We start from the raw sequence: 25,864 nt of genomic DNA, 5'->3' as shown, positions 1-25,864 counted from the left end.
TTCCGCTCGTCCGGCCGGCGCCCGTCCGGAGCTAGCCGAACTCCTCGATCAGCTGCTGGGACGCCTCGAAGAAGGGCGCTCCGACCATCGCACCGTCGACCATGGTCGCGTCCCTGCCGTTCTCCCGCCCCGCGGCCACGACTCTGCGCGCGTGGTCCAGCAGTCCGGGTCCGGGGGAGAAGGACTCGTTGATGACGGGAATCTGCCGGGGGTGGACGGCGACCTTGCCGCTGAAGCCGAAGTCGCGTGCCGCGGCGGCCTCGTGGCGCAGCCCCTCGACGTCGAGGGCCTCGAAGTAGGGGGCGTCCATGACCTCGATCCCGGCCGCCCGGGCGCTGTTGACCACGGTGGCCCGGGCGTAGGCCAGCGCCTCCCACGTCAGCCGCGCGCCCACCGCGAAGGCGTAGTCGGCCGAGCCGAAGACCACCGCCCGCAGCCGAGGTGAGGCGGCGGCGATGGCGGCGGTGTTCAGCAGCCCGCGCGGTGTCTCGACCACGGCGAAGAACTCGGTGTCCGGGCAGGTCGGCGCCAGCGCGTGCTCGACGATCTCGATGTCGCGCGCCGACTCGGCCTTGGGGATCAGGACGAGGGCCGGCTTGACCGGGTAGTGCCGCAGCGCGAGCAGGTCGCGCAGGCCGTCCGGTTCGCTCACGGCGTTGATCCGGATCGCCCGGCGCGCCGGGCCGCCGGGGTCCGCGAAGAAGTCCGCGGCCAGGCGCCGGGCCTCCTCCTTGCGCTGCGGCGGCACGGAGTCCTCCAGGTCCACCATGGCGATGTCGGCACCGGAGTCATGGCACTTCGCGTACCGGTGCACCGCGGTGCCGGGTGTGGACAGGAGTGAGCGGCAGTACCGGGAAAACTTCATGGGGATCTCCCGACGAAGGCGACGCGCTCTTGGAGGGCGAACAGGCGGCGGCCGGCAATGGTGTTCGGCGCTCCGCCGTCTCATGACTACCGGATATCGCGTTGTTCAGGTGCCCGCCGGACGCGCTGAACATCAACCTCGAACAACGCTGAACACCCGGATGGGTATATTCCATGTGATCACGGGTCAAGTCATGCGCTCGCAGAATTGGCGAAATCCACGATGCCGCCGTTCACAGCGTTGTGCGTACCGTGTGGGGACGCTCTCGTACGCGGCGGAGCCGCTCGGATGCCGCACGAAACGCCACCGCAGATCCGTCGGACGTCCCCAGCGCCGCCGCCCCCCGGGACGGCGGCCGGGAAAGGGGTTCCGGTGCCACGTCAAGAACGGCCGCTGGAAGACGGGGACACCCCTGTGCTGCGGTTCGCCGCCGATCTGCGGCAGCTGCGCTTGAAGGCGGGCGCGCCCAGCTACCGGCAGCTCGCCGTACGCGCCCACGCCTCCGCCGCCAGCCTCTCGGTCGCCGCGGGCGGGCGCCGGCTGCCCACACTCGCGGTGACCATCGCCTACGTGGAGGGCTGCGGGGGCGACGTGGAGGCGTGGCGGCTGCGCTGGCACGACGTGGCCGACGCGCTCGGAGCGGCGGCGGAGGCAGGCGGTGGCGCGGCCCCGGCGGAAGGGGAGGCCGGCGGTGGCGCGGTCCCGGCCCCCGGCTCCCGGGCGGGGCTGCCGGCGGACGGGACCGGGGCCGGGCCGGTGTCCGGGTACGGGTCCGGGATCGGGGACGCCGTGCCCTATCTCGGGGCGGCGCCCTTCCGGCCCGACGACGCGGAGTGGTTCTTCGGCCGCGAGGCGCTGGCCGCCGATCTGCGGGAGCGGCTGCGCCACCGCCGGGTCGTCACCGTGACGGGGCCGTCCGGCGCGGGCAAGACCTCCCTGCTGAACGCCGGGCTGATCGCCCTGCTGCGGGCCGAGGGCCACCCGGGTCCCGTCGTCGTCCTCACCCCGGGTCCCGACCCGCTGCGGAAAGCCGGCCGGTGGCTCGCCCGGCCGGGCGCCGGGCTGTCCCCGGGGCACGGCGAGTCGGTCGTGGTGATCGACCAGTTCGAGGAGCTGTTCACGCTGTGCGGCTCGTCCGCCGAACGCCTCCGCTTCCTGGACCTGCTCGGCTCCGCCGCGGCGGCCGGCCGGCGGCGGATCGTCATCTGCACCCGCGCGGACGCCTACGACCGCTGGCTCGGCAGGCCGCTGCCGTCCTCCGCCCTCTTCGACGACCCCCTCGTCGTCGGGCCGATGGCGCCCGAGGACCTGCGCCGGGCGGTCACCGAGCCCGCGGCCCGGGCCGGGTGCCCGGCCCAGGAGGACCTGGTCGCCGTCCTGGTCGCGGCGGCGGCGGGACAGCCGGGCGCCCTCCCGCTGGTGTCGGCCGTGCTGCGCGAGGTGTGGCTGCGCCGCGACGGGGGAGTGCTGAGCCTGTCCGTGCTGCGTGCCGTCGGCGGGATCGACGGGGTGGCCGCGCGCTGCGCCGAGGCCGCCTGGGCGGACCTGCCCGAGGCGCTGCACCGCCGGGCACGCTCGGTCCTGCTGCGGCTGGCCGCCGCCGAGGCGCCCGCCGGGCCGGGACCTGCGGCGGTCGCGCTGTCGGATCTGGACGACGACCCGGTGACCAGGACCGTGCTGGAACGTTTCGCCCGCGCCCGTGCGCTGACCCTCGACCGCGACCGCGCCATGTGGGCGCACGCGGCCGTGGCCCGGACGTGGACCCGCCTCGCGCGATGGGCGGAGACGGAGGCCCAGAACCTGCGCGTGCACCGCCGCCTGACGGAGGCCGCCCGCGCCTGGCACGCGCACGGGCGCCCGCCCGAGCGCCTGTACCGGGGCGTGGACCTCGCCGAGGCCCATGACCTGTGCGGCCGGGACGGCCACGAACCGACGGTGCGGGAACGGGAGTTCCTCGACGCCGCCGCACAGGCGCGGCGCAAGCGGCGGCGCGCGGCGGCGGCCGACCGGGCCCGGCTGCGCGGACAGCGCCGGATCATCATCGCGCTGGCGGCGGCTCTCGTGGCGGTGATGACGGCGGCGCCGCTGGTGGCCCTGCGCTGAGGAGGGCGCCTTTCCGGTCGCACGACCGCGAGGCCGCCGTCCCGGTCGTGCGCACCGCGCCGGGGTCGGGACCGGCCGCACCGGTCACCGGCCCCCGGACCCACGAGTCGGCCGCCGCACCGCTCACCGGCCGCCGGCCGCCGGACCCGCGAGCCGGTCGCCGCGGCCGGCGAGCCGGCCGGCGTCCGCTCGTCGCCCGGCGATCCCGGACCCGGCGGGGGGATCCCCGCACGCACCGCTGCCGTTTTGTGACACCTCGGGCCGCTGACCTGCTCGGATCGGCTGGCAGACTGGATGGCGGGGCGGATCCGCAGGAGGTCGGCGCCACCCAGCAGAGGACGGCACAGTGCACGACACGGTGAATGAGGCGGCGGCGGGACACGTGGGCCGGAGGCTGTCCTGGCCATGGTTCCTGGCGGTCGTCGTGGTGTACGCGGGGATCATCCAGGGCATCGGGCTGCTGATCGGTGTGGACCCGGGTGATTCGGACAGCCAGTTCCCGACGACGGAGTCCCTGGTCCGGAACGCGCTGATCCCCATCGGGGCGTCGATCGTGTTCGCCGTCGCCGTGGTGACCTGGCTCGGCTGGTGGGGCGAGGTCCTGCACTACCGTGCCCCGGTGCGGCGCTGGGTGCGCTGGGTGCCGATCTCGATGCTGGCCGTCGCGCTGTTCGGCCTGAACTACTGGCACCTCGCCGACCAGAACGCCTCGCTGGTGCTGTGCCTGCTGGTACTCGGAGTGTTCGTCGGTGTCGGCGAGGAGCTGATGTTCCGGGGCATCGGCGTCCAGGTCTTCAAGCGGGCCGGTTTCACCGAGGGGAAGGTCGCGCTCTACTCCTCGGCCGTCTTCGGCCTGGTCCACGTCAGCAACGCCATCGGGCAGGGCGCACAGGCCTTCGCGCAGGCCGTGGTCGTCTCCACCTCGGGCTACCTCTTCTACCTCTGCCTGCGGGTCGGCGGTGTGCTCCTCCTGCCGATGCTCGTCCACGGCCTGTGGGACACCAGCCTCATCTCCAACCTGGTCGGCGCCGAGCCCCAGGTGTCCGTCGGGATGTTCCTCGTCATCGTCCTCCAGGTCGCCCTGATCATCGTGCTGATCACCAGACGCCGCGCGATCGAACCGGCGCACCCGCTGCCGGCCACCGCACCCGCCGCGGCCTCGTAGCCCCTCGACCGATAGCCGGCCCCCGGAGCGGGGCGCGGTTCGGACGGCGGTGGGCGACAGGGAATCCCCCCGGGTGGCGGTCGTCACGGGGATCCCGGGTTCTGCGCCGTGGCGCTCTTGCGCCGATGATCGGTACGTGGAGACGGGACAGGTGCCGGAGCCGCTGTTCACCGCCGACGACGCCGGCCGTGTCAGCTCGTGGAGCCAGGCCGCCGCGTCGTTGTTCGGCCGCGCGGCGGACGACGTGGTGGGGGGCCCCGCGGCGGAGGCGGTCGGCGGGGCGGACGCCGCGCTCCGCGTCGTACCGCGGTCCGGCGGCGGCTGGGAGGTGCATCTCTCCGACCCGGCCGAGGCCGACGTGGAGGGCCCCCTGGTGCGCGCGCTGTTCTCGGTGTCGCAGCTGGGCCTGCTCGTCCTGGACCGCGACCTCCGGCTGATCCGGGTCAGTGCCGCCGCGCTGACGATGCACGGCGGCGCCCCGCAGGACGTCCTCGGGCGCCGCCTGGAGGACGTCTACCGCCTGGAGGATCCGGCCGGGGATCTGGCCTCCGCCCGACAGGTGCTGGAAACCGGGGGACCGGTCTTCTCCCGGCTGGTCACGGTCCTGACCGTGCACGGGCTGCGGCAGCACTACTCCGTTTCCGCCTTCCGGCTGAGCCGGCCGGGCGGAGAAGTGGTCGGGCTGGCCATGACGCTCCTCGACGTGACCCGTCGCGAGCGTGACCGCGAGCGGGCGGTGACCGTCTCCCGCGTCCGTGAGCGGGTCGGGCACTCCCTGGACGTGATGCGGACCTGCGAGGACCTTGCCGACGCGCTGAGCCCGGGCTTCGCCGACCTCGTGCTGGTGTCGGTGACCGAGGAGGTGGCCGGCGGTGACTACCCGCCCCTCCAGTCGGCCGACGCCGAGCGGCTGATGCTGCGGCGCGCGGCCTTCCGCAGCACGGGGCCTCCCGACCCGGACGAGGGCATCAGCGTGGTGGACGCCGTCGCCCGCGAGTCGTCGTTCGCCAGGGCGATGACGTCTCCGCGGCCCCTGCTGCTGCGGTCCGACCGCAACGGCGACCTGGCGGACAGCCCGACACGTCGGAGCGGCCTGCGGAAGGCGGGGGCGCACAGCATGATCGTGGCCCCTCTCGCCGTACGGGGACGGGCGCTGGGACTTCTGCGGATCTTCCGGTGCGGCGACTCCGAGCACTACACCCTGGCCGACCTGCGGGCCGTGGAGGCCGCCGTCGCCTACGCGGCCCTGTGCCTGGACAACGCGCGCCGCGCCGCCCACGACCGGGCTCTCGCCTCCACGGTCCAGCGCAGGCTGCTGCCCCACCTGCCCGGCACTCAGCTGGGGATCGACACGGCGTTCGTCGCCCTCTCGCCGACGGCCGACAGCGGCGTGTGGTTCGACGTCATCCCGCTGTCCGGCGCCCGGTGCGGGCTGGTCGTCGGACAGGTGAGCGGCGAGGGAATGCCGAGCGTCGCCGCCATGGGGCACCTGCGCACCGCCCTGCGCGTACTGGCCGGGCTGGAGCTCCAGCCCGACGAACTGCTCGCCCGGCTCAGTGACACACTCACCCGGCTGGCCCAGGAACAGGCCGGCGCCTCCGCTCCCGGCGCACCGGCCCTGACCGCCGCCTGCGTCTACGTGCTCTACGACCCGATCGCGCGCACCTGTACCGTCGCCTGCGCCGGACAGCCCGCACCTCGGCTGATCAGCCCGGAAGGCCGGATCGAGCGGATCGACGCCCCCATCGGACCCCGGCTGGCAGCTCCGGACAGCGCACCGTTCGCCATGGTCGCCATCGACATCGACGACGACACCACGCTCATCCTGGCCGGCGACGACCTGGACCCGGCACTCGGCGACGAGGTCATCACCCAGTTGGTGGCCGTCTACAGCACGGCTCAGGATCTGGCGGACGGAGTGTTCACCAGGCTGGCGGCCCACCCCGGCCACCAGGGCACCGCGCTGGTCGCCCGCACCCGCCCGCTCCCGGCCGGCCGTACCGCGTCCTGGTCCCTGCCCTCGGAGGACAGTGCCGCGCCCCAGGCCCGCCGCCTCACCCGGCAGTGGCTCACCGACCACCCCCACCCGCTCGCCCCCGACGACCTCGACTCGGCCGAACTCCTGGTCAGCGAACTGGTGACCAACGCCGTGCGCTACGGCACACCCCCCGTGACGCTGCGCCTCATCCTCGACCGCGCCCTCACCGTCGAAGTCAGCGACGCCGGCACCACCGCCCCCAAACTGCGGCACGCCCGAGTGACCGACGAAGGCGGCCGGGGGCTGTTCATCGTCTCGCGGCTCACCGAGAAGTGGGGCACCCGCCAGTCCTCGGCGGGCAAGACCATCTGGGCCGAGCAGAACTGGCCCGCCGAAGAAGCGGGCTCTGCCGCCGCTGCCGACCCGCTGCCGTAGCCGCGTGCGTCGAGTACGCCGAGCGCGAGTGCGTACTCCCCGTTCAGGGCTTCGCGGCGAACGCCGGGTAGGCCGGGGCCACTTCCGCGGGCCGCCCGAAGGGGTGCCGCGGCCCGGCCGGCCGGTCGAACTCGGCCTTCCCCTCCCACTGCTCTTTCGTCAGCTTGACGAAGCTCACGGAACCGGGGGCGTAGATGGTCGGAGTGGTCTTGGTGTCCACCGGGGCCCAGTATCCGATGAGCCCCAGATAGCGCCCTTGCGAGAAGGCGTACGGATCGTACGTGAACTTCTCGTCGAACGACGCGTTGGTGGCGATGTCGAGCCCGACGTCATGGACCAGCTTGGCGAGCTTCCGCGGTCCGGTCTTGATCCGGGTGAATCTGACCTTGACCGCCTGCCTGATGAGCTGCGGGGGAATACGCAGGACGGCGTCCCATTCCGTGGCCTCGCCGGACAGTTTGACCGCGCGCGGCCCGGACAGCCGGCTGCGCTGCGGGTCCTGGAGGTTCTCCTCGACGCTCACATAGTGCGGATCCGGCTTGATGACGTACAGCCACCCCTCCACCCACCCGGCGGTCTTCCGGCTCTCGGCCACCTTCTCTGCCTTGGTGAGCGTTTGAAGCTCCTTCTTGTAGAGGTTCAGAAGGCCCTCAAGCTCCTTCTCCGGAGTCAGGCTCAGTTTTGTACGGAATTCCTTGTCCCTGATCTGCCCGACGACCTGTGTGTAGTCGCTCCCGTATGTGGCCAGCTTCATGTCGAGCGCCCATGCCTTGGTCAGATCGGCCTTGCCGACCTTCCAGCTGATGAACATGTTCAGGGCGGTGGTCACGTCCGACGCCGTGCTGACGAAGCCGCTTCTGCGCTGGTACGCGCTGAATCCGGCCACATGCCGGCACAGGTCGAACCCGGTGCCCCAGGCCCAGAACCCCTCCTCGAACAGCTCCGCGGGCCCGCGCAGGTCGAAGCGGAACACATGCGGCGGCACGGGTCGCCGGAGGTACGGGAGCACGGGGATCCTGGGCAGGTCGCCCAGCGGGGAGTCGCCCGGTGCGGCTCCGTTCGCCGCCGGCTCTTTCGGCATGACTTCGTTGAGCATGGCAGAGGGTCCCATCTGTGCTGTCGCGTCACTGCTTCATCACGACCAGACCGCCGGACACGTAGGCGAAGTAGAAGCCCAGCGCGAGATTCGAGGCGCCCTGCACGCTGCTGTAGGTGAACTTCGCCTCCTTGATATCCGGCAGGAGTGTCTTCGGGAACTCGTCCGGGAGCGAGACGCCGAAGTACCGGGCGAGCCGGGTCACCTGCAGCGGGTTGGCGTTCTTCCAGCCGAGCTCGGCCTCGACATCCTTCCCGCCGGCCGCGTAACTCCCCGTGAAGAGAAGGGGGAAGACGTCGGGGGATGAACTGTCATCGACCAGCAGCCCGGCGTTCAGCGCCGTCCCCTTGGCCGTCTTCTGTGCGACGACATCGAGTTCCAGGGTCACGTCCTGGAAGGTCAGCGAGGCGTCGCACATCGCCGTGAAGTCACGTGAGCCGAAGCCGTAGAGGACGCTCACGGCATCGAGGGTGATCCGCGCGGGAACCGGGACGCCGATCCACGCGAGCACGGCGGACACGTCCGCATCACTCACCGTGCCCTGGAATTCCCAGCCGCCGGCCTTCACGAGCGTCACCGCGCAGCGCGCCCCGGCGATCGTCGCCCGCGCTCCCGCCGTGACCGTCAGACCCGCGCCCTGATCGGACGCCTCGACCGACAGTCCGTCCAGCCTCGTTGTCCCGGCGTCCAGCGATCCCGCCCAACGGCAGCCGAGCGTCCAGGACCTGCGGCGCAGGTTCGCCGTCCCGTAGACGCTGATGCCCGGCTCCTCCAGTGACAGCCCGGTGCCGTTCCACTCCTGCTGTGCCTTCGTCGGCAAGGCCTTGGACATCGAGGCGTCCGGGAGATAGCCCGTGAAGGACAGGTCGAGCTGGGGAAGCGTCACCGAGACGGTCACCTCCGCGTCCCCGAGAGCGATGGTCGCGCCGAGGCTCGCGGACACCGCGGGGACCGCCGGTGCGGGGGGAAGCGCGACGGTGAAGCCGATGCCCACGTCCTTGAGCGCCAGCACGGAGACGTCCTTCGAGATCTCCCAGTCGGGCGCCAGCACCCGGATCTGTACGGATTCGAGCCGGGACCGGCGCGCGTCGACGACGAACCGGAGTGCCCCCAGCCGCAGACCGTTCAGGGGGATCTCCGTGGGGACCGTGAATTCGCAGTCCTTCAGCCGGGGCAGCCCGGTCAGCTCGCCGAGGGTGGACAGCGAGACCGCCTGCCCTGGCGGTGAGGCGAGCACCAGCCGCTGGTCGTCCTGCTCATCCTGGGACAGCAGCAGCACGAACGGTGCGCCCCCGGGCGCGGCGAGGGGCAGCTCGACGCGCGAGGTGTACGTGCCGCCCAGCGGGGCCGTGACGACCGCCGTGGGCGTCGGCGGTGCGGCGCCGCCCTTCGGATACAGCGCCTCGCGCACCGCCGCCAGGTCGTAGCTCCGTTCGGTGTCCCAGTAGGCCCAGCCGGGGCGGGGCAGGCGCAGCGTCAGTGCGGTGACGGGGTCCCCGGTGAAGAGGAAGCGGGCCTGGACGGGGTCCTGTCCGGGAAGCGCGACGGTGCCGCTCACGGTCAAGGTCCGGTCGTCCAGGGAGGTTTCGACCCCGGTCGCCGTCACCGTGTCCGTACCGCTCAGGCAGTCCCACAGCTCCGCGAAGGAGGTACCGAGCGTGTCGGCGGGGAGGCTGAGCACCTTGCCGGTGATGTGGTCCAGGATCTGCTGCCGCGTGAGCCCGCTCATGGGCTTCCTCCGTCATCCGCGGGGGGAGGGATCGTCAGGGTGGTCTCGGGCAGTTGCAGGATCACGGTGCTCAGCGGCTGCGCCTTCGGCGCGAGCGACGCTGCGGCCGTGCGCCGGGGAGGAGTTCCGGGATCGGCGGGCCGGTCGCCGGTGGCCGCCACCGGCAGCAGCAGCGGTGCGCCGGCCGGTGCCACCCACGGCCAGGCGCGTGCCGCGTCCGGATCGGGCCGGCCCGTGACCACCGTCAGCGCCGCGGGCGCGGTGAACAGCCGCGGACCGCCGGGCACCGCGCACAGGGCGTCAGCCGCCCGTGCCGCCGCCGCGTCGGCGTCGGAGGTCAGCACCAGGCGCAGCCCCCCGGCGGACACCAGCACCAGGGCGCTGCCGCCCGCCGCGTCGGCGCCGCCCGCCGTCAGGTTGGCGCCGAGCACCTGGAGAGTGGCCGGACCCAGCGTGGCGAACGGCCGGTCCGCGCTGCTGAACGCCGCGGGGAAGGGGCGTGCCTGGTGTGCGGTGAGCCACTGGCAGATGGTGCCGCCGGTCGGCGGCAGCGGCGCCCTGTCCCGTCCGGGCGCGCCCGCGTAGTGGACGGCTCCGATGTCGATGTCCTTGGTGGCCGCGGGCAGCAGGTTGTAGCGCCGGGGCATATCACCGGTGATCAGCACCAGGTCCAGGACGGGGCGGTTCGCCGACCCCTTGGGTAGCAGGGCGAGCACCTCGGCCAGCTTCTTGGTCTGCACCTCGGCGTCCGCGGACCCGACGCATCCGCCGTCGACCAGGACCGTGCGGGCCCGTCCGGCGTCGGCCCCGTGCACCAGGAGCAGGTGGTAGTCGGCCTCGTCGGTGTCGGGGAGGTACAGCTCCAGCGGGACGGACGTCGCACTCCCCGGGGCGGCTCGGCTGAGTACCGCCGAATCGCCCGGCGCCTGGGCGACCACCTCCAGCACCGTGGGGAGGGCGGGAGCGTCGGGCTGCAGATAGCGCGCCAGCTGCTCGGTGAGCGGTACGCCCAAACTCCTGCCGTCGGCGTCGGCGAGGAATGCCACTCTGACCAGGCCCCAGATGTTCTTCTGGTAGCGGAGCGCTCCCTTTTCCTGTTCGGTCGCGCGGGATGCCTCGCAGTAGACGTTGTACTGGACTTTCTCGGCGAGAGCGTCCCTTTTCGCGGGGTCGGTGAGATCGGCGCCGCTGACGCCTGATTGGCCGGCCGTGATCGTGTCCGTCACCATCCGTGCGAGGGTCTCGGTGTACGCCTCGTCCACGGCCGTGTCCTCCGCCTGGAGTCCGCAGGCGCGACCGGAGTGCGCGTGGGTCAGCTCATGGGCCAGCAGATGCCGGCGCGCCAGGGGATGACGGCCGTCTTCCAGCGCGAGACGGTATTTGACGTCTGGCGGAGGCGTGTCCTTTTCGATGTCCTTGAAGACCGCCACGTTCCGTGCCCGGCTCAGGGCGGGGTTGTACGACGTCCCGGACGAACCCTGGTGCACAGTGATCCCGCACTCCTCGAGGCTCTTCAGCAGCTCCTCGCCCTTCACTGACTCGGCCAGCTGTCCGAAATTTCTCCAGGGAAGGACGCTTTCCCAGCTCAGGCCCTGGGGTGGCACGGAATCGATTCTGAGCACCCGGCCGATTCCGTCCTCTGTGAAGAAATGGACGCGCTTCGCGATATCCGGGAGAACCGCGGGCGCCGGCACTTTCAACTCCGCTGTGACAGCCAGGAAGACGCAGCGGAAACCCTCGGCCAGCAGTTCCGCGTCTGTGCTGCCGGTCGGCTTCCTGTAGGACGCGACCGCCGCGGCCACCGTCTGCCAATACCACTCCGGCCGTGCCGACCCCGCCCAGATCTCCTCTTCACCCTCCTTGGGTGCGAACCAGCAACTCTTCCGGAACCACGGGACAGGGAGGAGCTTCGTCAGCGGTTTCTCACCCTTGGCGTCCGCTGACAGCGTATAGACCTGCCGGTCCTTGGGGTCGGGCTTGGGCTCCAGCACATATCGTTCGCCAGAAAGGGGGCGCGCCAGAAAGTCGCCCTTTGCGCGGCCGAGCCCCGGAACGCTCGCGATATCGCCGATAGCGAGCTCTCTCGGCTCCGGATTGTTCATGCCCACTCCTGGACGATCGACCGCGGGGGAAACGGGAAATCCTGTCGGGCACGTCGAACGAGTCGAACACGTCGGACGAGTGCGAGGGGGAATACGCTGACCGCGCCCCGGCGCCACGACGTTAACACCCCGAGGGGAGCCGGAATAAGCGCCGAAATTCGGACGAGTGAACATCTTTACCCGATCAGGTGACAGGAGCCGCTCCGGGTTTGCGGCCGCACTCGCGGTCAGCAGACTGGCGTAAGCGGAATTTCCCGCAGTCACCCGCGCCCGTCGGCACTGCCGCCCGCTGCTCGCATGACGCCCGGGACACCTGAACGGAAGGGGAGCGGACGTGGTGATGGAGGAAGGAAGGCTGTCGTGACGGGGGAGCGAGACGAGGACGGCGCCGCCGTGGACCAGATCGGCCGGGAACAGCCGGGCGCGGGCGCAGGTTCCCTCTGGGCGTTCGTGGTCCGTGCCAAGGCCGACGCAGGGCTCCGCGATCTGCCGGTCGTGGGACCGCATGTGCCGCAGGAGGTGGACATCCGGCTGCGCGGGCTCCACGCGGCCGCCGCGGCCCGGCCGTTGACGGCCCCCGAGGTCGAGCGGGCGAACAAGCTGCTGCTCGGCGTGGCGTCCGAGGACACCACGCTCGCGCTCCCCGACGGGGAGATGAAGGGCAGGGCCCAGTTCGGCATCGCGGTCGAAGTGGGCGGCAAGCAGAGGCTGTTGTGCGCGCCGGTCGGTGCCGGGCCGAAGCCGTCGCACGGCGACATCGTGGGCCGGGACGGCGCGCCCGTGGTGTCCGCAGCCGAGGAATCGGGCACCGCCTGGTATCCGTTCGGCCGCGGCCTCGGGCCGATCCGGCTCGAACGGCTCGGCATCCGCTACGCCGACGGCACCGTATGGCTGCTGGTGGACGCCGAGTTGAAGGTGCAGGGCCTCACGCTCAGCGGCCGGGGCATGGGGCTCGGCGTCCGGCTGGACGATCCGGCCCGGATCAGCGGCACGCTGGAAGGCCTCGGGCTCGCCTGGTCCAAGCCGCCCATCGAGGTCGCCGGCGCCCTCATCAGCAGGCACGACCCCCGCTACTCGGTACTCATCCAGGGCGCGGCGACGGTGAAGACCCCGGCGCTGGAACTGGCCGCCGTGGGCGGTTACGCCCAGCGCAAGGGCGAGCCGCCGTCGATGTTCGTCTTCGGCAGGCTGGTGTTCGGCTCCGGCCAGGGGCTGGGCCCGCCCCCCTTCCGGATCACCGGCGCCGCCGCCGGGTTCGGCTACAACAGCGCCGTACGCGTGCCGGAGCTGTACGAGGTGGAGAAGTTCCCGCTGATGCCGGGCGGCAGCACCTCCACCGACCCGCTGGTGATGCTGGAGGAGCTGACCGGCTCCCCGGGCGGCAAGCAGCCGTGGCTCAGCGAGTCCCGGGACCATCTGTGGCTGGCTGCGGGCATCGAGTTCGACTCGTTCCAGTTCGTCCACGGCCGGATCCTGGGCGTGGCCCAGTTCAGCACCAGCGGCAGCCAGGACTTCAGCGCGATGCTGCTCGGCCGGGCGTGGGCGGACTTCCCCAAGGGGACAGGGGCCGTCACGTACGCCCATGTCGACGTGGTCCTGGCGGCGACGTACGAGTCGAAGCCGGACGTCCTCAAGGTCTTCGCGGCGCTGGCGGACGGGTCGTTCGTGGTCCACCCCTCGTGCAAGCTGAGCGGGCAGGCCGCCTTCTGCGTGTGGTTCGGCCGCAGCGCGCACCCGGGCGACTTCGTGCTCTCGCTGGGCGGATACCACCCCAGGTTCACACCACCCGACCACTATCCCCGGCCCAAGCGGCTGGCGCTGGACTGGTCCGTCTCCGACCAGGTGTCCGTGCACGGCTCCTGCTACGCGGCGCTCACCCCGTCCGCGTTCATGGTGGGGGCGCAGCTGGAGCTGTCCTTCCACGCCGGGCCGATCAAGGCGTGGTGCCGGGCCGGGCTCGACGCGCTCGTGCAGTGGGACCCCTTCTCCTTCTCGCTGTCGATGAAGGTGGAGGTCGGGGTCTCGATCGACATCTGGCCCTACTTCAGCGGTTCGCTCGGGGTGTCCCTGGACGCCTGGGGGCCGCCCACCGGCGGTATCGCCACCGTCCACGTGCTGGCCTGGGACTTCGACATCCGCTTCGGCGATCCCCGGCCCACCGAGCCCGAGCTGCTGGAGTGGAAGGACTTCTCCGAGCGCGTGCTGCCCCAGCCCGTGGCCGACGCGCTGCCCGTGGCGGGCACGGTGCCGGGACCCGGCGGGGAGACGATGCCCGAGGACGGGACATGGATCGCCGCCCGCCAGGGATTCACCTTCGCCACCCGCTCCGTGGTCCCGGTCCAGAAGGTCCGCTTCGGTACGGCCACCACGGCGCCCGACGGCCTGCCGGACGGGAACCCGGTCGACATCCGCCCGGTCGGCGCGAAGGGCGTCTCGTCCACGCACCGGGTCACGCTCAAGCGCGGCGCGACCGTCATCGACCCGGTGAAGGAGAAGTGGAAGGTCACGCCCGAGGACGGCCGGGTGCCGCTCGGCCTGTGGGGGACGCCGCTCCCGGCGGACAAGCAGCCGGCCCTCCCGACGGCGGGGGAGGGCCTGGTGCCGGCCCGGACGGGCGTGCGTTTCGCCGCGCCCGCGGCCGAACTCGCCGGCGGCGCCCTGGTATCGACCGAGGAGCGGCTCGGCACGGAGAAGATCACCGGGCCGCCGGTGCCGCTCAGCGCGCTCTCCCCGGTCGCGCACGCCCCGGACCGGCCCGGGGACGTCCGCGCCGATCTGGAGGACCACCCGGTCGGTGACCGCGACCGCGCCCGGCGCGAACTGCTCGGCACCCTGGCCGCTTCCGGGGTGATCCCCCGCAACGACGACCTGGAGTGGGCCGCCCCCTTCCCCCGCTACTGCCGGGATGTCCGCTCGCATCTGCGCACCGAGCCGATGCGCCAGCAGCACGAGGAGGCGTGACATGGCGCACGCGATGAATCCGCCCTGGGCCGCACCGGCCAGAGCGAAGGACGGCCCCGTCGCCCTGCACGACTACTGGACGCCCACCCTCCAGGCCGCCATGTACAGCATCGCGGTCCAGCAGGAGCTGACGGGTGACAAGGGGGTCGAAGGCACCTTCGAGGCTCCGGCGCGGACCTTCGAGGTCGTCGCGCCCCGCTTCACCCTCGATCCGGCGCTCGTCCACGCCACCTGTCCGGTGCCCGGCGCCGCCGGGGACTTCTCGTGCGTCCTTCCGCACATCTCGCTGACGGGTCCGACCCTCCCCTGGGAGCGGTCGCCGAACGCCGAGGCGGGGAAGACCACGCCCTGGCTGGCGCTGCTGGTGCTCACCGCCGCGGAACTTCCCCCCGACCCCGGCACCGGGGAGACCGACCGCGAGCGGGCGATCGCCGAACTGACCCCGGACAAGAAGACGGACGTGCCGGCCGGGGTGCTGATCCCCGCGCTGTCCAAGGAGGCCGTCACGGTCGGCCCCGACCGCTGCCGCACCATCGACCTGCGGGCGGAGGTCTTCACCGCGGTGGTGCCCCGGCTCGACGAACTGCCCTGTCTGACCCATGTCAGGCGAGCCGTCGCGCCCGGCCCCGGCCCCGAGCCGCGACCTGACGACGTCTCGGTCGTGCTGAGCAACCGCCTGCCGCGCACACCCGGCAGCTACGCGGCGCACCTGGTGTCCCTGGAAGGGCTCGGCGACTGGCTCACCACGCTGCCCGACAAGGACACCCGCGGCGAGAACCCCGTCACGACCGTCCGGCTGGTGTCCCTGCGGTCCTGGACCTTCGAGGCCACCGCGGAGACCCACCCCGGCTTCGCCACCGTCGCAAGTGCCCTGCGGGACAGCAGCGGCGACAAGCCGCTGCTCCGCCTCGGCGTGCCCTGGAACGGCCCCGACGCACCGGACCCCGCGTCGGAGCCCGGCCCCTGGCGCCTCCGGCAGGGGTACGTACCGCTGCGCCACCGCCTGCCGACCGGGGAGCGGACGTACGCGTGGTACCGCGGGCCGTTCACACCCGTCGTCCCCGCGCGACTCCCCGGCGGCGTCGAGGCGCTGGACTCGGAGGCGGCGGCGCTGATTCACCTGCCGGCGCAGAACATGTTCGACGTCAGCTACGCGTCGGCCTTCGCGCTGGGCAAGGTGCTCGCGCTGGCGTACGCCGATCTCCCCGCCACACTCGGGCAGTTGAGCGCGCTGGGGCTGGAGACGATCGCGCGGTTCCCGGACGGGAGCGGCGCCGCCGAGCCGTCCGCCCCCGACGCCGCCGGCCCGGTCGCGCTGAGCGCGCTGCGCGTGGACGGCACCGCACGCCGGGCCTTCGAGGCGGCGCTGACCGGCGAGGCGGCGGACTCCGCCGCGCAGGAGTCCCGTGCCGCCGCGCCGCCCGATCTGGCCGCCCGGCTGAGTGCGGCGCTGTTCCCCGTCCCCGGAAGCGCCGTCGCGTCCGCGTACGACCAGGCCGTGGCGGTCACCCTCGGCGCGCTCGACGACTCCGGTGTCTCCCTCAACCGGCTGCTCGCCGCCGTCCCGTTCGCCCATCTCGTGCCGCACGAGGGCCTGCTCCCGCCCGAGACCGTGCGGTTCTTTCACCTGGACGCCTCCTGGGTGCACGCGGTGGCGGCCGGGCTGCTCAGCCTCGGTATCCGCACGTCGCTGGACAAGAAGCTGATCGGGCGGACGCTCGAAGCGCTCACCGCCGCCGAGACCCTGCCCGTCGCGGGCATGCTGGTGCGCTCCACCCTCGTACGCGACTGGCCCGGCCTGATCTTCGAGGCGCGGGCGGGCGGCACGGACGTGCTGGTGGGCGCGCCGCACGTGCCCGCCCCGGATCTGGCGCTCGTCCTGTTCTCCGCGGTGCCCGACACAGTCCGGCTGCGGCAGCCCGCACAGGCCCTGCAATTCGGCCTGGACGGCAAGGACTTCATCGTGCTGCGCTACCTCGTGCCGGACCGCGCAGGCGAGAGCATGGGGGACCTGGTCCGCCTCACGCAGGTGGATACGCACCTGCGCACGCCGCCCGCCGGACTGCCGCGGGAAGTCTTCGACACCGGTCGGCTGGTCGCCGCGCTGCGCGACGCACTGGCGGCCAACGGCCAATGGCCGCAGGAGCAGCCGCCCAAGCCGCTGTCCCCGGTCGCCGCCGCGCTCCAACTCGTCAACACACCAGGTGAGCTGGTCTTCGCGGCCCCGAAGATCCTCGCGGGGACCAGCCCTCAGGAGAAGAACGCCGAGTGAAGACCGATCCCACCTGCCTGATCGTCCCCGTCGAGGTGAGCGGCCTCGCGGTCAGCGACTACGTACGCGACAACGACGCCTACCGCCGCTGGCAGCCCGACTTCGAGAGCCGGCAGTCCCGCGACGACCCCGAGCCGCTGCCCAAGACCTTCGTCAAGGTCAAGGGCGACCCGAAGTTCAACGGCACCCATCTGCACTGGCAGGTGCCCCAGGCGCTGGCCCGGGGCCGCGTCGATCTGGCGGCCGGCGCAGACCCGGTGCGGCCGGGGGAAAACGCGGTCACCTTCCCGCCGGCGCCCAACCGCTGGCTGGTGCTGCGCAGCCACCGCCCCACCGCGTCCGGGGCGGAGGCACGGACCGCGGGCTGGGTGGTGGAGAGCGACTTCGTGGACGTCATCGACGGCACCTCCCCGTATTTCGACCCCACCAGGACGGGCGAGGAACGCAGCCCGTTCATCGGCCGGAAGTGCGATCTGGACGCTCAGGAGTGGGCGGAACCCAGGCCCTCCGTACCGCCGTTCCTCACCGTGGCCGGGCCCGGCCTGTCCACGTTCTCCTCGTTCACGCCGTACAACGAGGACGTCTTCTCGATGCGCGACCCGCTGCGCCTGCCGGGGCAGGGCGGCAAACCCGGCCCGCTGATCGCGGACGGGACTTTGAGCTACCTGGTCGTCGGCTGGCACTCCACCGCCGCCGCCGACCCGCTGTCCGCCTCCGAGCTGAGAGCACTGCTCACCTTCCGCGGCGACTACCGGCCCGGTATGACCGACGTCCAGCTCTTCGAGGCCGGCCTGCGCGCGCTGCGCTGGGAACCCGCCCCCGGCCGGGCGCCGCGCTGCCTGTACGTGGGCACGCTGCTCGACGTCCAGTGGGCGCACGACGGCAACCCCCCGTCGGACAAGCCGCCGAACGACCGGCCCGGTATCGACATCGCCGTGGGCCACAGCACCCCCGACGCCCGCACCGCGCTGGACCGCGAGCACGATCCGAAGAAGCGCCTGCTCAATGAGGCGTTCGAGTACGGGGCGCTGGACCTGCTGGACGACGCCCTCGACGGCGGCCGGGACATCCTCGACGCGGCGGCCCACGCCACCTGGTTCGCCTCCACCCCGGCGGGCTACGCCTGGACCGCCGTGGACCGCCCGGGAGCCGACCCCGGCCCGGACGACCTCGCGGCGGAGGAACTCGCGCTGCGCGGGCTCAACGCGGACCAGTGGGCGTACGACCAGGCGCTGCGCCGGCTGGCGATCGCCCGGGAGCGGCTGTACGACCTGTGGTGGCTGCGCGGCCTGCCGCCGGAGGCCGTCCCCGAGCAGCCGGACTTCTTCAAGGACGGCGCCGACGGCGAGCTCGACCCCGCCGTGCCGGAGAGTCTGGTCAACCAGGTGTCCGCGCTGCGGGTCGAGTGCTTCGGCCCGGGCGGCACGGGCGGACTGCGGGACAAGGTGCCGCAGGGCAGCACGCCCGCGCAGCTCGCCGCGAGCATCGCGGAGCACGAGCGGCGCATCGGGCTTGCCCCGTCGCGGACGCTGCGCCGGGTACCGGCCGAGCCCTACCAGCAGGCCACCGACCCCACCGTGGTGCTGCGCGGCCCAGGAGCCCGGCTGGCGGAGCCGCGCACCGAACCGCTGCCCTGCCGCGTCCCCACGGCGCTCGCCGACAAGCTGTCCAAGGGCGGACAGGACGTGCCCGTGGCCCTGCCCGCCGTCCCCGCGCACTGGGGCGAGGTGGAAAAGGCGCTGGACTGGGCTCCGCTGAAGGAGATCCGCCGCGAGTTCGGGCTGCTGGCCGAGGCGGCACGCCAGGTGCGGGCCGACCGGGCCTTCACGCCGGGCGAGCCGTTCGGCGACGCGCTGCACCGGCTCCACCTCCGCCTCACGGACCGGGAGAGCCGCCCGCTCGACCGGACACCGGAGTTCAGCGCCGTCTGGCGGCAGCCCTGGGCGCCGCTCTTCTTGCTGTGGACGGTCAAGGAATACCCGCTGCCGTACCGGACGGACCAGTCCGGCGCGGCCACCGAGCACTGGGAGTTCGAAGGACGCGGGCACCGGTGGAAGGGCACCGGGCAGCGTGGTTACGGCTATCTGTACGGCCGGTCGCTGCTCACCTCGCTCCCGCCCTTCATGCTCAGGGGCCGGGTGGAGGAGTACCTCAACCGCCACGGCGACGCGCGCGAGGAGGAGCTGCGCAAGCGCCTCGCCGACCCCGCCAACCGCGACCAGATCGCCCAGGAGCTGCGCGGCGTCAACGGCTGGCTGGCCCAGCGCGAGGCCAGCACCCACTTCGACCCGCTGGACGGCAAGAGCGCGTCCGAGCTGACCACCTTCCCGCAGGTCGCCCGCCCCGTGGGCAGCGAGCGCTTCGAGCCGGTGCGCGCGACCCAACTCCTCTTCGAGGAACTGACGCTGGTGGACCGCTTCGGCCGCGCGGTCGTCCTGGTGGCGACCGGTCCGTCCGCCGAGCAGTTCCGCCCGTACCGCGCGGCGAGCGTGCTGCCCGGCACCGCGCAGGGCACCGAGGTGACCGCCGAGTCGACGTTCCGCTATCGCTTCGTCCAGCTGCCGCCGCGCCTCCAGCAGCCCGCCCGGGTCCGGTTCGAGATGGTCTCCGCCCGCGACGAATTCCGCGGCCTCTACCCCGGCGACCAGCCCGGCTACGCCGACGCGGCAAGTCCCGTCTGCGGCTGGGTCGTTCCGGACCGGCGGGAGAAGAGCCTGCTCATCCACGACGCGGCGGGGCAGGCGCTCGGCGAGCTGCTGGTGGCCGGGCGGCCCGGGCAGGAAGGCGTCCGCTGGGTGCCGCTGCCCGGCTCGTCGGTCCTGGACAAGGCCGATCTGCGCAGCGCGGACTTCGCCCGCGCCCATCCGCATCTGGCACCCTTCCTGGCGGGCTTCGGCGACGACCACCGCGCGCTGCGCGATCTGACCGCCGCCGTCGACCTGGCGCTGCACACCATCGTCTCGCCGCCCGAGCACGCCGACCCCTACCGCGCGCTGTTCACCGGCCGGCCGCTGGCGCTCGTACGGGCCCGGGTGCGCATCGAGCTGGCGGCGCCGCCGGTGTACGAGGCCAGCTGGAAGCGGATTCTGGCGGGTCCCGGGCCGAAGGACGGGAGTCAGCTGCGGAAGATCGGCTGGCGGGTGCGGATCGGTGACCCCTACCGCCGCACCGACGGGCTGGTCGGCCTGTTCCGGGCGCCGGACTCGGCGGAGCGGCCCACGGACACCGGGTACGGGCAGTGCTTCGTCCCCCATCTGCCGGCGGTCCGCGAGTCGTCGTACCTCCACGCGCTCGACTCCGCCGCCGACCCGGCCGTCATCGCCGCGGAACCGCTGGCCGGGCCGCCGTTCGCCTCGTCCGAGGTCCCGGCCGGCGCCGCAGCCTGGGTGACGCTGCTGATGAGCCCGTGGACGCCCGTGCACGCCTTCAGCGGGCTGCTCCCGATGTGCCGCGCCCAGGTGCCCGAGCCGTATCTGGCGGGGCCGCTGTCCCGGATGGCGGTCGGTCTGCGTACCGGTCCGCTGCTCGCCGGGCTGCGGGCGCCGGCGCAGGGCCGGCCGCCGGGCGTCGCGCTTCCGGTGCCGTCGGCGTGGCCCGGCTTCTGGGGGTGGAGTGAGCGGGCGGCCGTGCCCGAAGGACCCGCCGTTCCCGCCGGACCGGTCGAACAGCCGTGGCTGCACTACGACTTCGCCGGCACCGGCTCCGCCGTACGGCCGCCGAACACGCCGCCGGAGGTCCGCAGCGGCTATCTGACCTATACGCCCAAGGCCCCGCACCCCGCGAAGCCCGAGGCCCGCCGTTCGACCCCGGGAGCGCAATGACCACCTCATCCCCGGCCCCCGGCTGCCTCGTCGAGAGCGTCAGCACCGGCGCCGTACGTGCGGAGACCGGCGCTGACGGAAGCGGTCTGCGCTTCGTCGTCCGCAACCCAGGCACCGAGCCGATGCACTGCGAACGGCTCGAACTCACCCTGCCGATCGGTACCGGGTCCGGCCATCTCGCCGCCGTCCCGGGCCGGTTGGCGCTGGCCGGAGAGCGTGACGGCTGGTCCCTGGTGCACACGGGCGGCGACGCCTTCGCCCTGGTCCGCGACCGCCCCGCCGAACTGCGGCCCGGCGCTCCGCTGACCCTCACCCTCGCCGGGGTGGGCGCGGGCACCGACCCGGGCAACGCACTTCTCACCGCCCGGGTGCACACCCGCATGGCCGACCGGCCGGCGGTGGTGGCGGTGAACCACTTCTCGGTCTGCACGGCCGATCCCACGATGCTGGACTACTTCGTCGCGGACGACCAGTCGGTGGACCGCGGCGCGGGCACCACGCTCCGCTGGAAGGGCCTGCCGCGCGAGACGTCCGAACTCAAGCCCACCTACACGCTCTACCAGGGCAAGGCCCTCGGCCAGCCCCTCACCGACCGGATGGACCCCACGACGGGCGTGGGGGAGTGGCCCACCGGGCCGCTGTGCGAGTCCACCGCCTTCATGATGCTGGCCCAGGCGACCGACTCCACCGGGTACAAGCCCCTCGTCTCCGGCATCACCACCGCGGTCACCGTCGTCGAGGCCGACCTGCTCGCCGGCCGGCTCCAGGTCAACGGCCCGGTGCTGCTGCTGAAGGAGCCCGCGGCGATCAACCCCGATCCCGACAAGACCCTGACGAAGGCGTACGGCAGCGGCGTCCTGACCGCCGCCACGGACGGCATGGTCGCCGTTCGCGTCCAGACCGACGTCACGGACCGGACGGCGTCGGCCACCGTGACCGTCACGGCCACCACCTCCTCCGGCACCCTCAGCCACCGCCAGGTGGCCGCGGCGGTCAAGGGCTCTCCCGGCAATCTGCTCGTCCCCGTCCCCTCGGGCGCGTCGGTGCAGGTCAAGGCGGGCGCCAGCGGCGCCGCTTACCAGTTCCAGTCCACCTGGTTCCCGATGGGCGCGGGCGCGCTGCACAAGGCCTGAGCCCCTCCCACCCCCACCCAAGGAGCAGCACATGACCACTCCGCGCATCAGCGACGCGCTTTGCCTCACCGAGGACGAGACCACCGCTCTGTACCTCTTCAAAGGCACCTGGGCGGCCCGTTACACCCTCAAGGACGGCACGTGGCAGATCACCGCGCCGTTCTCCACCGCCCGGCACCTCAGTGCCTGGTGGCCGGGGCTCGCCGCGACGGCCGGCCGCAAGGCGTACGACGCCGTGTGGACGGCGGGCGACCGCATCTGGCTCACGGCCAAGGACCGGGTGATCCGCTACGACCTGAGCACGGGGAAGCTCGTGGAGGCCGAGGGCGCCCTGTCGGGCATCATCGCCGACCTCCCGACCGGCTTCGACCAGGGTGTCGGTGCGGCGATGAACGTACCGGGAAGGGTGTACCTCTTCCGGGGCGGCGACTACTGCTCGTACGCGACCGAGGACGAGCAGGTGACGGGCGGCGTGAAGAGGCTGACCGGGCTGACCGCCGTGGACGGCGCCTGCTACCTCTCGGGCACGCCCTACTTCTTCTCGGGCGAGCACTATTACACCGGTTCGGTGAACGACACGGACAACACCCTGAGTGTGGACACCGGATCGAAGAAGAAGATCACCGACTCCTGGTCCGGGGCCCCGGTCGGCACCCCCTACCTGGACATCTACTGCAATCCCGAAGGAAAGCTCACCAGGGTACGAACCGATATCGACCTCACGTCCGGCGCGACCACACTGCCCTCCAGCCCGGCCGCCGACCGGACGACACTCAATTTCTCCTGGACCAAGAACCACTTCCCGCCGCCGTTCTTTTACGTGACGCCCGACAACCGGCGCGCGTACGTCCCGGACCGCGACGGTGAGAAGGTGGTGGCCGTCGATCTGACCAGGAAGCCGGAGGAAGAGCCGACCATCTGGACGGCGAAGCTCAACAGCAGCGTCTACATCTCGGCGATGGCACCGCACTGGCAGAGCCTGTGGCTGCGTACCGGCCTTTCGCCGAAGGCCATGCTGACGGAGCTGAAACTGGACGGCGGCACGACCGAGCCCTCCCCCAAGTACACGTCCTTTCCCAACATGTACGGCTCCATCGCCGTCTCGCCGGACAACCGCACGGTCTACGTCGGCTTCTACCAGGGCGTGGAAGAGGTCGGGTACGAATTCGCCGTCGTGGACGCCGCGACCCACAAATACTCGACCACCGTCCGCCTCGGCGAGTTGAAGCCGGACTACCTTGCCGCCTGCCCGGACGGCAAGAAGGTCTATGTGGGCACCGCGGACAAGGCGGAAGTGACGAAGGTCGTCCTCGACAAGCCGAAGGTGCTCAAGAGCTTCGCGGCCGGCGGCCGGGTGGTGGGCCTGGCGACGACCCTGGACGGGACCCGCTGCGTGGCGGCCGTCAACAAGGTCAGGGACTTCCAGAAGCTGCTCATCATCCGGACCGTGGAGGACACCCAGGTCTCCGTCCTTCTCAAGGACGCCAAGTCCGTGTCCTCCGTCGCGGTGGACCCGCACAGCCGCTACGCCTACGTCTCCGACGTGGACGCGTCGACGATCTGGGTGGTGGATCTGGACAGGAGCGAGGTCGCCGGATCGATCCCGCTGACCGGCATCACGGACCTCTACCAGCTGGAACTCGCGCCCAACTGGGACTGACCCGGCAGCACCGGGACCACCGTCGATACGTCACGTCACGTCACATCGCGCGCGTCCGTCCGCCGGCCGCCCGGCCCGCGCACCCGGGCCGGGCGGTCGCCGCGAGGGGAGGAACACCATGGCCGCATCCGAAGTCCGCCTCGGCTACGGGCTCTCGTCCGAGCCGCCGCAACTGGCCGTCGGCACACCGGCGACCGTCAATGTGACGGTGACCAACACCACCGGCACCCCGGTCACCTGCAAGAAGCTGACCCTGACCCTGGCGGTGGGGGAGGGCGGTGAGGCGTTCACCACGAAGGCGGACGCGGCGATCATCAAGGTCATCTTCCCCCAGGACGGCTGGTCACGGCAGACCCACACCGAGGACAACGTCCTCGTCCTCGTCCCCGGGCGCAAGGTGCAGAAGATCGAGGACGAGCTGGTCTTCGGCCTCATCGACGTGAAGGTCAACAACACCCCGGGCCAGGCCGAGTTGACCATTGTCGAGGAGACGACGGCCGAGGCGCGCACCATCCGCCGCCACACCAAATTCAGCGGGGGCTTCACCCTCGGCGAGTTCCTGCCCAAGGCGCCGTCCGTCCGCGCGGGTGAGGAGGTGGAACTGACCTGGCAGTGCGACAACCACAAGGACGAGAAACTGTTCCTCCACTGGTCGGAGGGGCCGGCCGAGGGGAGGGACGTCAGCAGGGACAAGAGCACGCGGGTCACGATCTGGCGGGACACCGCGTTCCGGCTGAGCGCGGATCAGGGCGGTGTCACCTATGCGCTGAGCACGTTCATCACCGTGCAGGAACCGCATCTGGTGGTGCACAAGCTCATCTCCAAGGGGCCGTGCGTGCTGTGGCAGCGGCCGAGCCCGGGCACCATGCCGCCGCTGATCCCGCCGCCGAACACCTTGGGCAGCTGGGTCCGCCACTACACCGCCACCTCGGACGGGCTGCTCGACGGGTCGGTCCAGACCTTCCGGTCCAGTGCGCAGGCCGGGCTCCGGATCACCGTCCGGCCGCCCGCCGGGGCCGAGCACGGGGCGTCCGCCCGTGCCGCCGGCGACTGCCCCGACGGCTACGACCCCGGTCGGCAGGTGGCCGTGCCGGTGCCGTGCGGGAGCAGGGTGACGGTCGACTGGGACCTCAAGGACACCGGCCCCCAGCCGAGCCCGCACCGCGCCGTCGTCCCCGCACTGACCTGGCACTCGTGGGGCACGGGCGTCCTGGTGCCCGACGCTACAGACCCTCGGTGAACAGCAGCCGGTCGGGGGTTCCCTCGTGCACGCCGGTCAGGACCCCGGTGGTGGCGGCGCGGGTGAGGAAGGCGGTCACCTCGGCGGGGGTCGCGTCCGGGTGCTCCGCCGCGTAGAGGGCGGCGGTTCCGGCGACATGGGGGGCGGCCATGGACGTACCGCTGAAGGTGATGCTGCCGCCGCCCAGCTTCGCGGACTCGACGGCCTGGCCGGGGGCGTACAGCGTGACGCAGGGTCCCCAGTTGGAGAAGCCGCTCTCCTCGTCCTGCCGGTCGGACGCGGCGACGGTCACGACCCGGTCGGCGGAGGCGGGGGAGGCGGTGCACGCGTCGGCGGCGTCGTTGCCGGCGGAGACGACGGGCAGGACGCCCTGGTCGGACAGTGCGGTCGCGGCGTCGTTGAGGGCCGTGGAGCGCTCCTCGCCGATGGACGCGTTGAGGACGGCGGGGCGCTGGGCGTTCCTGGCGACCCAGTCGAGGCCGGCGATCGTCTGGGCCTTGTCGCCGTTGCCCGTGCAGTCCAGGACGCGCACCGCGACAAGGCGGGCCAGCGGCGCGACGCCGTAGGTGCGGCCGGCGACAGTGCCCGCGACATGGGTGCCGTGGCCGTGGCAGTCGAGGCCGTTCCTGCCGTCGCCGACAGCGTCGAAACCGGGGACGGCCCGGCCGCCGAACTGCTCGTGGGCGAAGTCGATCCCGGTGTCGAGGATGTACGCGGTCGCGCCGGCGCCGTGGCCCCGGGTGGTGAACCGGCCGTCCAGGGGCAGGGTCCGCTGGTCGATGCGGTCCAGGCCCCAGGTGGCGGCGACCGCCCGGCGGGCCGGACGCGGCAGCTCGCCGGAAGGCGCGGGGACGCTGACAACGGAGTTCTCCTCGACGGCCTCGACGGCGGGATCGGTCCGCACGGCCCGCAGCACAAGCGGGTCGAGGACCGCTGCGAATCCGTTCAGCGCGTCGGTGTAGGTGAACCTGGGGGTGATTCCGAGCGCCCGCAAGAGGCCGCCGGGGGCGCGGCCGGGCTTGAGGGTGACGATGTACTGCCCGGGCACGGCACGGGCGGATCGCTCCACCGCGACGGCGGCGGCGGGCGGCTCGACCGCGTACGCGGCGGGAGCGGCGACGAGCACGACGGCCAGCAGCAGGGCCGCCGATGTCTGACGGGGGGACAGGCGCACGGGCGCTCCATTCGGTCGGATCGCCGGGCCTGACGGCCCGGAAGCACGATCACCCGGATCATCGTCGTGACGCGGCCGGCATCCGCGGCGCCCTGCCCGGGCCAAGGGCCTGAACCGTTGAGGTGGAGTA

14 protein-coding genes are annotated in these 25,864 nt (G+C 72.4%); 9 read left to right on the top strand and 5 right to left on the bottom strand.

What is annotated here, in order from left to right; translation table 11 throughout:
• Positions 1–31: 31 nt before the first annotated feature.
• Entirely contained in the window at positions 32–865 is an 834-nt protein-coding gene (locus OHA86_RS04705) for an HpcH/HpaI aldolase/citrate lyase family protein (RefSeq protein WP_329172744.1), read from the bottom strand.
• Positions 866–1,237: 372 nt separating this feature from the next.
• On the opposite strand from OHA86_RS04705, the gene OHA86_RS04700 reads away from it, so the two are divergent.
• From OHA86_RS04700 to OHA86_RS04690, 3 genes are all read left to right on the top strand, one after another.
• Complete coding sequence (locus tag OHA86_RS04700; RefSeq protein ID WP_329172742.1) at positions 1,238–2,968, top strand: nSTAND1 domain-containing NTPase; 1,731 nt, start codon at positions 1,238–1,240, stop codon at positions 2,966–2,968.
• A gap of 346 nt (positions 2,969–3,314) precedes the next feature.
• Complete coding sequence (locus tag OHA86_RS04695) at positions 3,315–4,133, top strand: CPBP family intramembrane glutamic endopeptidase (RefSeq protein ID WP_329172740.1); 819 nt, start codon at positions 3,315–3,317, stop codon at positions 4,131–4,133.
• 136 nt (positions 4,134–4,269) lie between these two features.
• Positions 4,270–6,546, top strand: coding sequence for an ATP-binding SpoIIE family protein phosphatase (locus OHA86_RS04690; RefSeq protein WP_329172737.1), 2,277 nt, complete (start codon positions 4,270–4,272; stop codon positions 6,544–6,546).
• 43 nt (positions 6,547–6,589) lie between these two features.
• On the opposite strand, the gene OHA86_RS04685 is transcribed toward OHA86_RS04690, so the two are convergent.
• The 3 genes from OHA86_RS04685 to OHA86_RS04675 are packed head-to-tail and all read right to left on the bottom strand — an operon-like array spanning position 6,590 to position 11,362.
• Positions 6,590–7,642 (bottom strand): hypothetical protein, encoded by a 1,053-nt coding sequence (locus OHA86_RS04685; RefSeq protein WP_329172736.1) that lies wholly within the window; start codon positions 7,640–7,642, stop codon positions 6,590–6,592.
• Between the two features lie 28 nt (positions 7,643–7,670).
• On the bottom strand, positions 7,671–9,371 hold the full coding sequence (locus tag OHA86_RS04680) for a hypothetical protein (protein WP_329172735.1): 1,701 nt from the start codon (positions 9,369–9,371) through the stop codon (positions 7,671–7,673).
• Positions 9,368–11,362, bottom strand: a complete 1,995-nt coding sequence (locus OHA86_RS04675) for a hypothetical protein (RefSeq protein WP_329172733.1) — start codon at positions 11,360–11,362, stop codon at positions 9,368–9,370. The genes OHA86_RS04680 and OHA86_RS04675 overlap by 4 nt, the downstream gene beginning before the upstream one ends.
• Before the next feature lie 471 nt (positions 11,363–11,833).
• On the opposite strand from OHA86_RS04675, the gene OHA86_RS04670 reads away from it, so the two are divergent.
• The 6 genes from OHA86_RS04670 to OHA86_RS04645 all read left to right on the top strand — a co-directional run bounded on the left by OHA86_RS04670 (position 11,834) and on the right by OHA86_RS04645 (position 24,560).
• Positions 11,834–14,434 carry a DUF6603 domain-containing protein gene (locus tag OHA86_RS04670; protein WP_329172731.1) on the top strand — a complete coding sequence of 867 codons (2,601 nt, stop codon included), beginning with the start codon at positions 11,834–11,836 and terminating at the stop codon, positions 14,432–14,434.
• A gap of 1 nt (position 14,435) precedes the next feature.
• Complete coding sequence (locus OHA86_RS04665; RefSeq protein WP_329172729.1) at positions 14,436–16,706, top strand: hypothetical protein; 2,271 nt, start codon at positions 14,436–14,438, stop codon at positions 16,704–16,706.
• A complete protein-coding gene (locus tag OHA86_RS04660; protein ID WP_329172728.1) occupies positions 16,703–20,527 on the top strand; it encodes a hypothetical protein in 3,825 nt (1,274 codons plus the stop codon). Before OHA86_RS04665 ends, OHA86_RS04660 begins: the two co-directional genes overlap by 4 nt.
• Positions 20,524–21,660 carry a hypothetical protein gene (locus OHA86_RS04655; RefSeq protein WP_329172726.1) on the top strand — a complete coding sequence of 379 codons (1,137 nt, stop codon included), beginning with the start codon at positions 20,524–20,526 and terminating at the stop codon, positions 21,658–21,660. Before OHA86_RS04660 ends, OHA86_RS04655 begins: the two co-directional genes overlap by 4 nt.
• A 31-nt stretch (positions 21,661–21,691) precedes the next feature.
• The gene (locus OHA86_RS04650) at positions 21,692–23,320 is read left to right on the top strand and encodes a hypothetical protein (RefSeq protein WP_329172725.1); all 1,629 of its coding nucleotides are present in this window, start codon (positions 21,692–21,694) and stop codon (positions 23,318–23,320) included.
• A gap of 118 nt (positions 23,321–23,438) precedes the next feature.
• The gene (locus OHA86_RS04645; RefSeq protein ID WP_329172723.1) at positions 23,439–24,560 is read left to right on the top strand and encodes a hypothetical protein; all 1,122 of its coding nucleotides are present in this window, start codon (positions 23,439–23,441) and stop codon (positions 24,558–24,560) included.
• On the opposite strand, the gene OHA86_RS04640 is transcribed toward OHA86_RS04645, so the two are convergent.
• Entirely contained in the window at positions 24,544–25,734 is a 1,191-nt protein-coding gene (locus OHA86_RS04640; protein WP_329172722.1) for a S8 family peptidase, read from the bottom strand. The two genes, OHA86_RS04645 and OHA86_RS04640, sit on opposite strands and share 17 nt — an antisense overlap.
• Positions 25,735–25,864 lie beyond the last annotated feature (130 nt).

Source organism: Streptomyces sp. NBC_01477 (genome assembly GCF_036227245.1).
Classification (GTDB): domain Bacteria; phylum Actinomycetota; class Actinomycetes; order Streptomycetales; family Streptomycetaceae; genus Actinacidiphila.
This window is presented reverse-complemented; position numbering and strand designations above follow the sequence as displayed.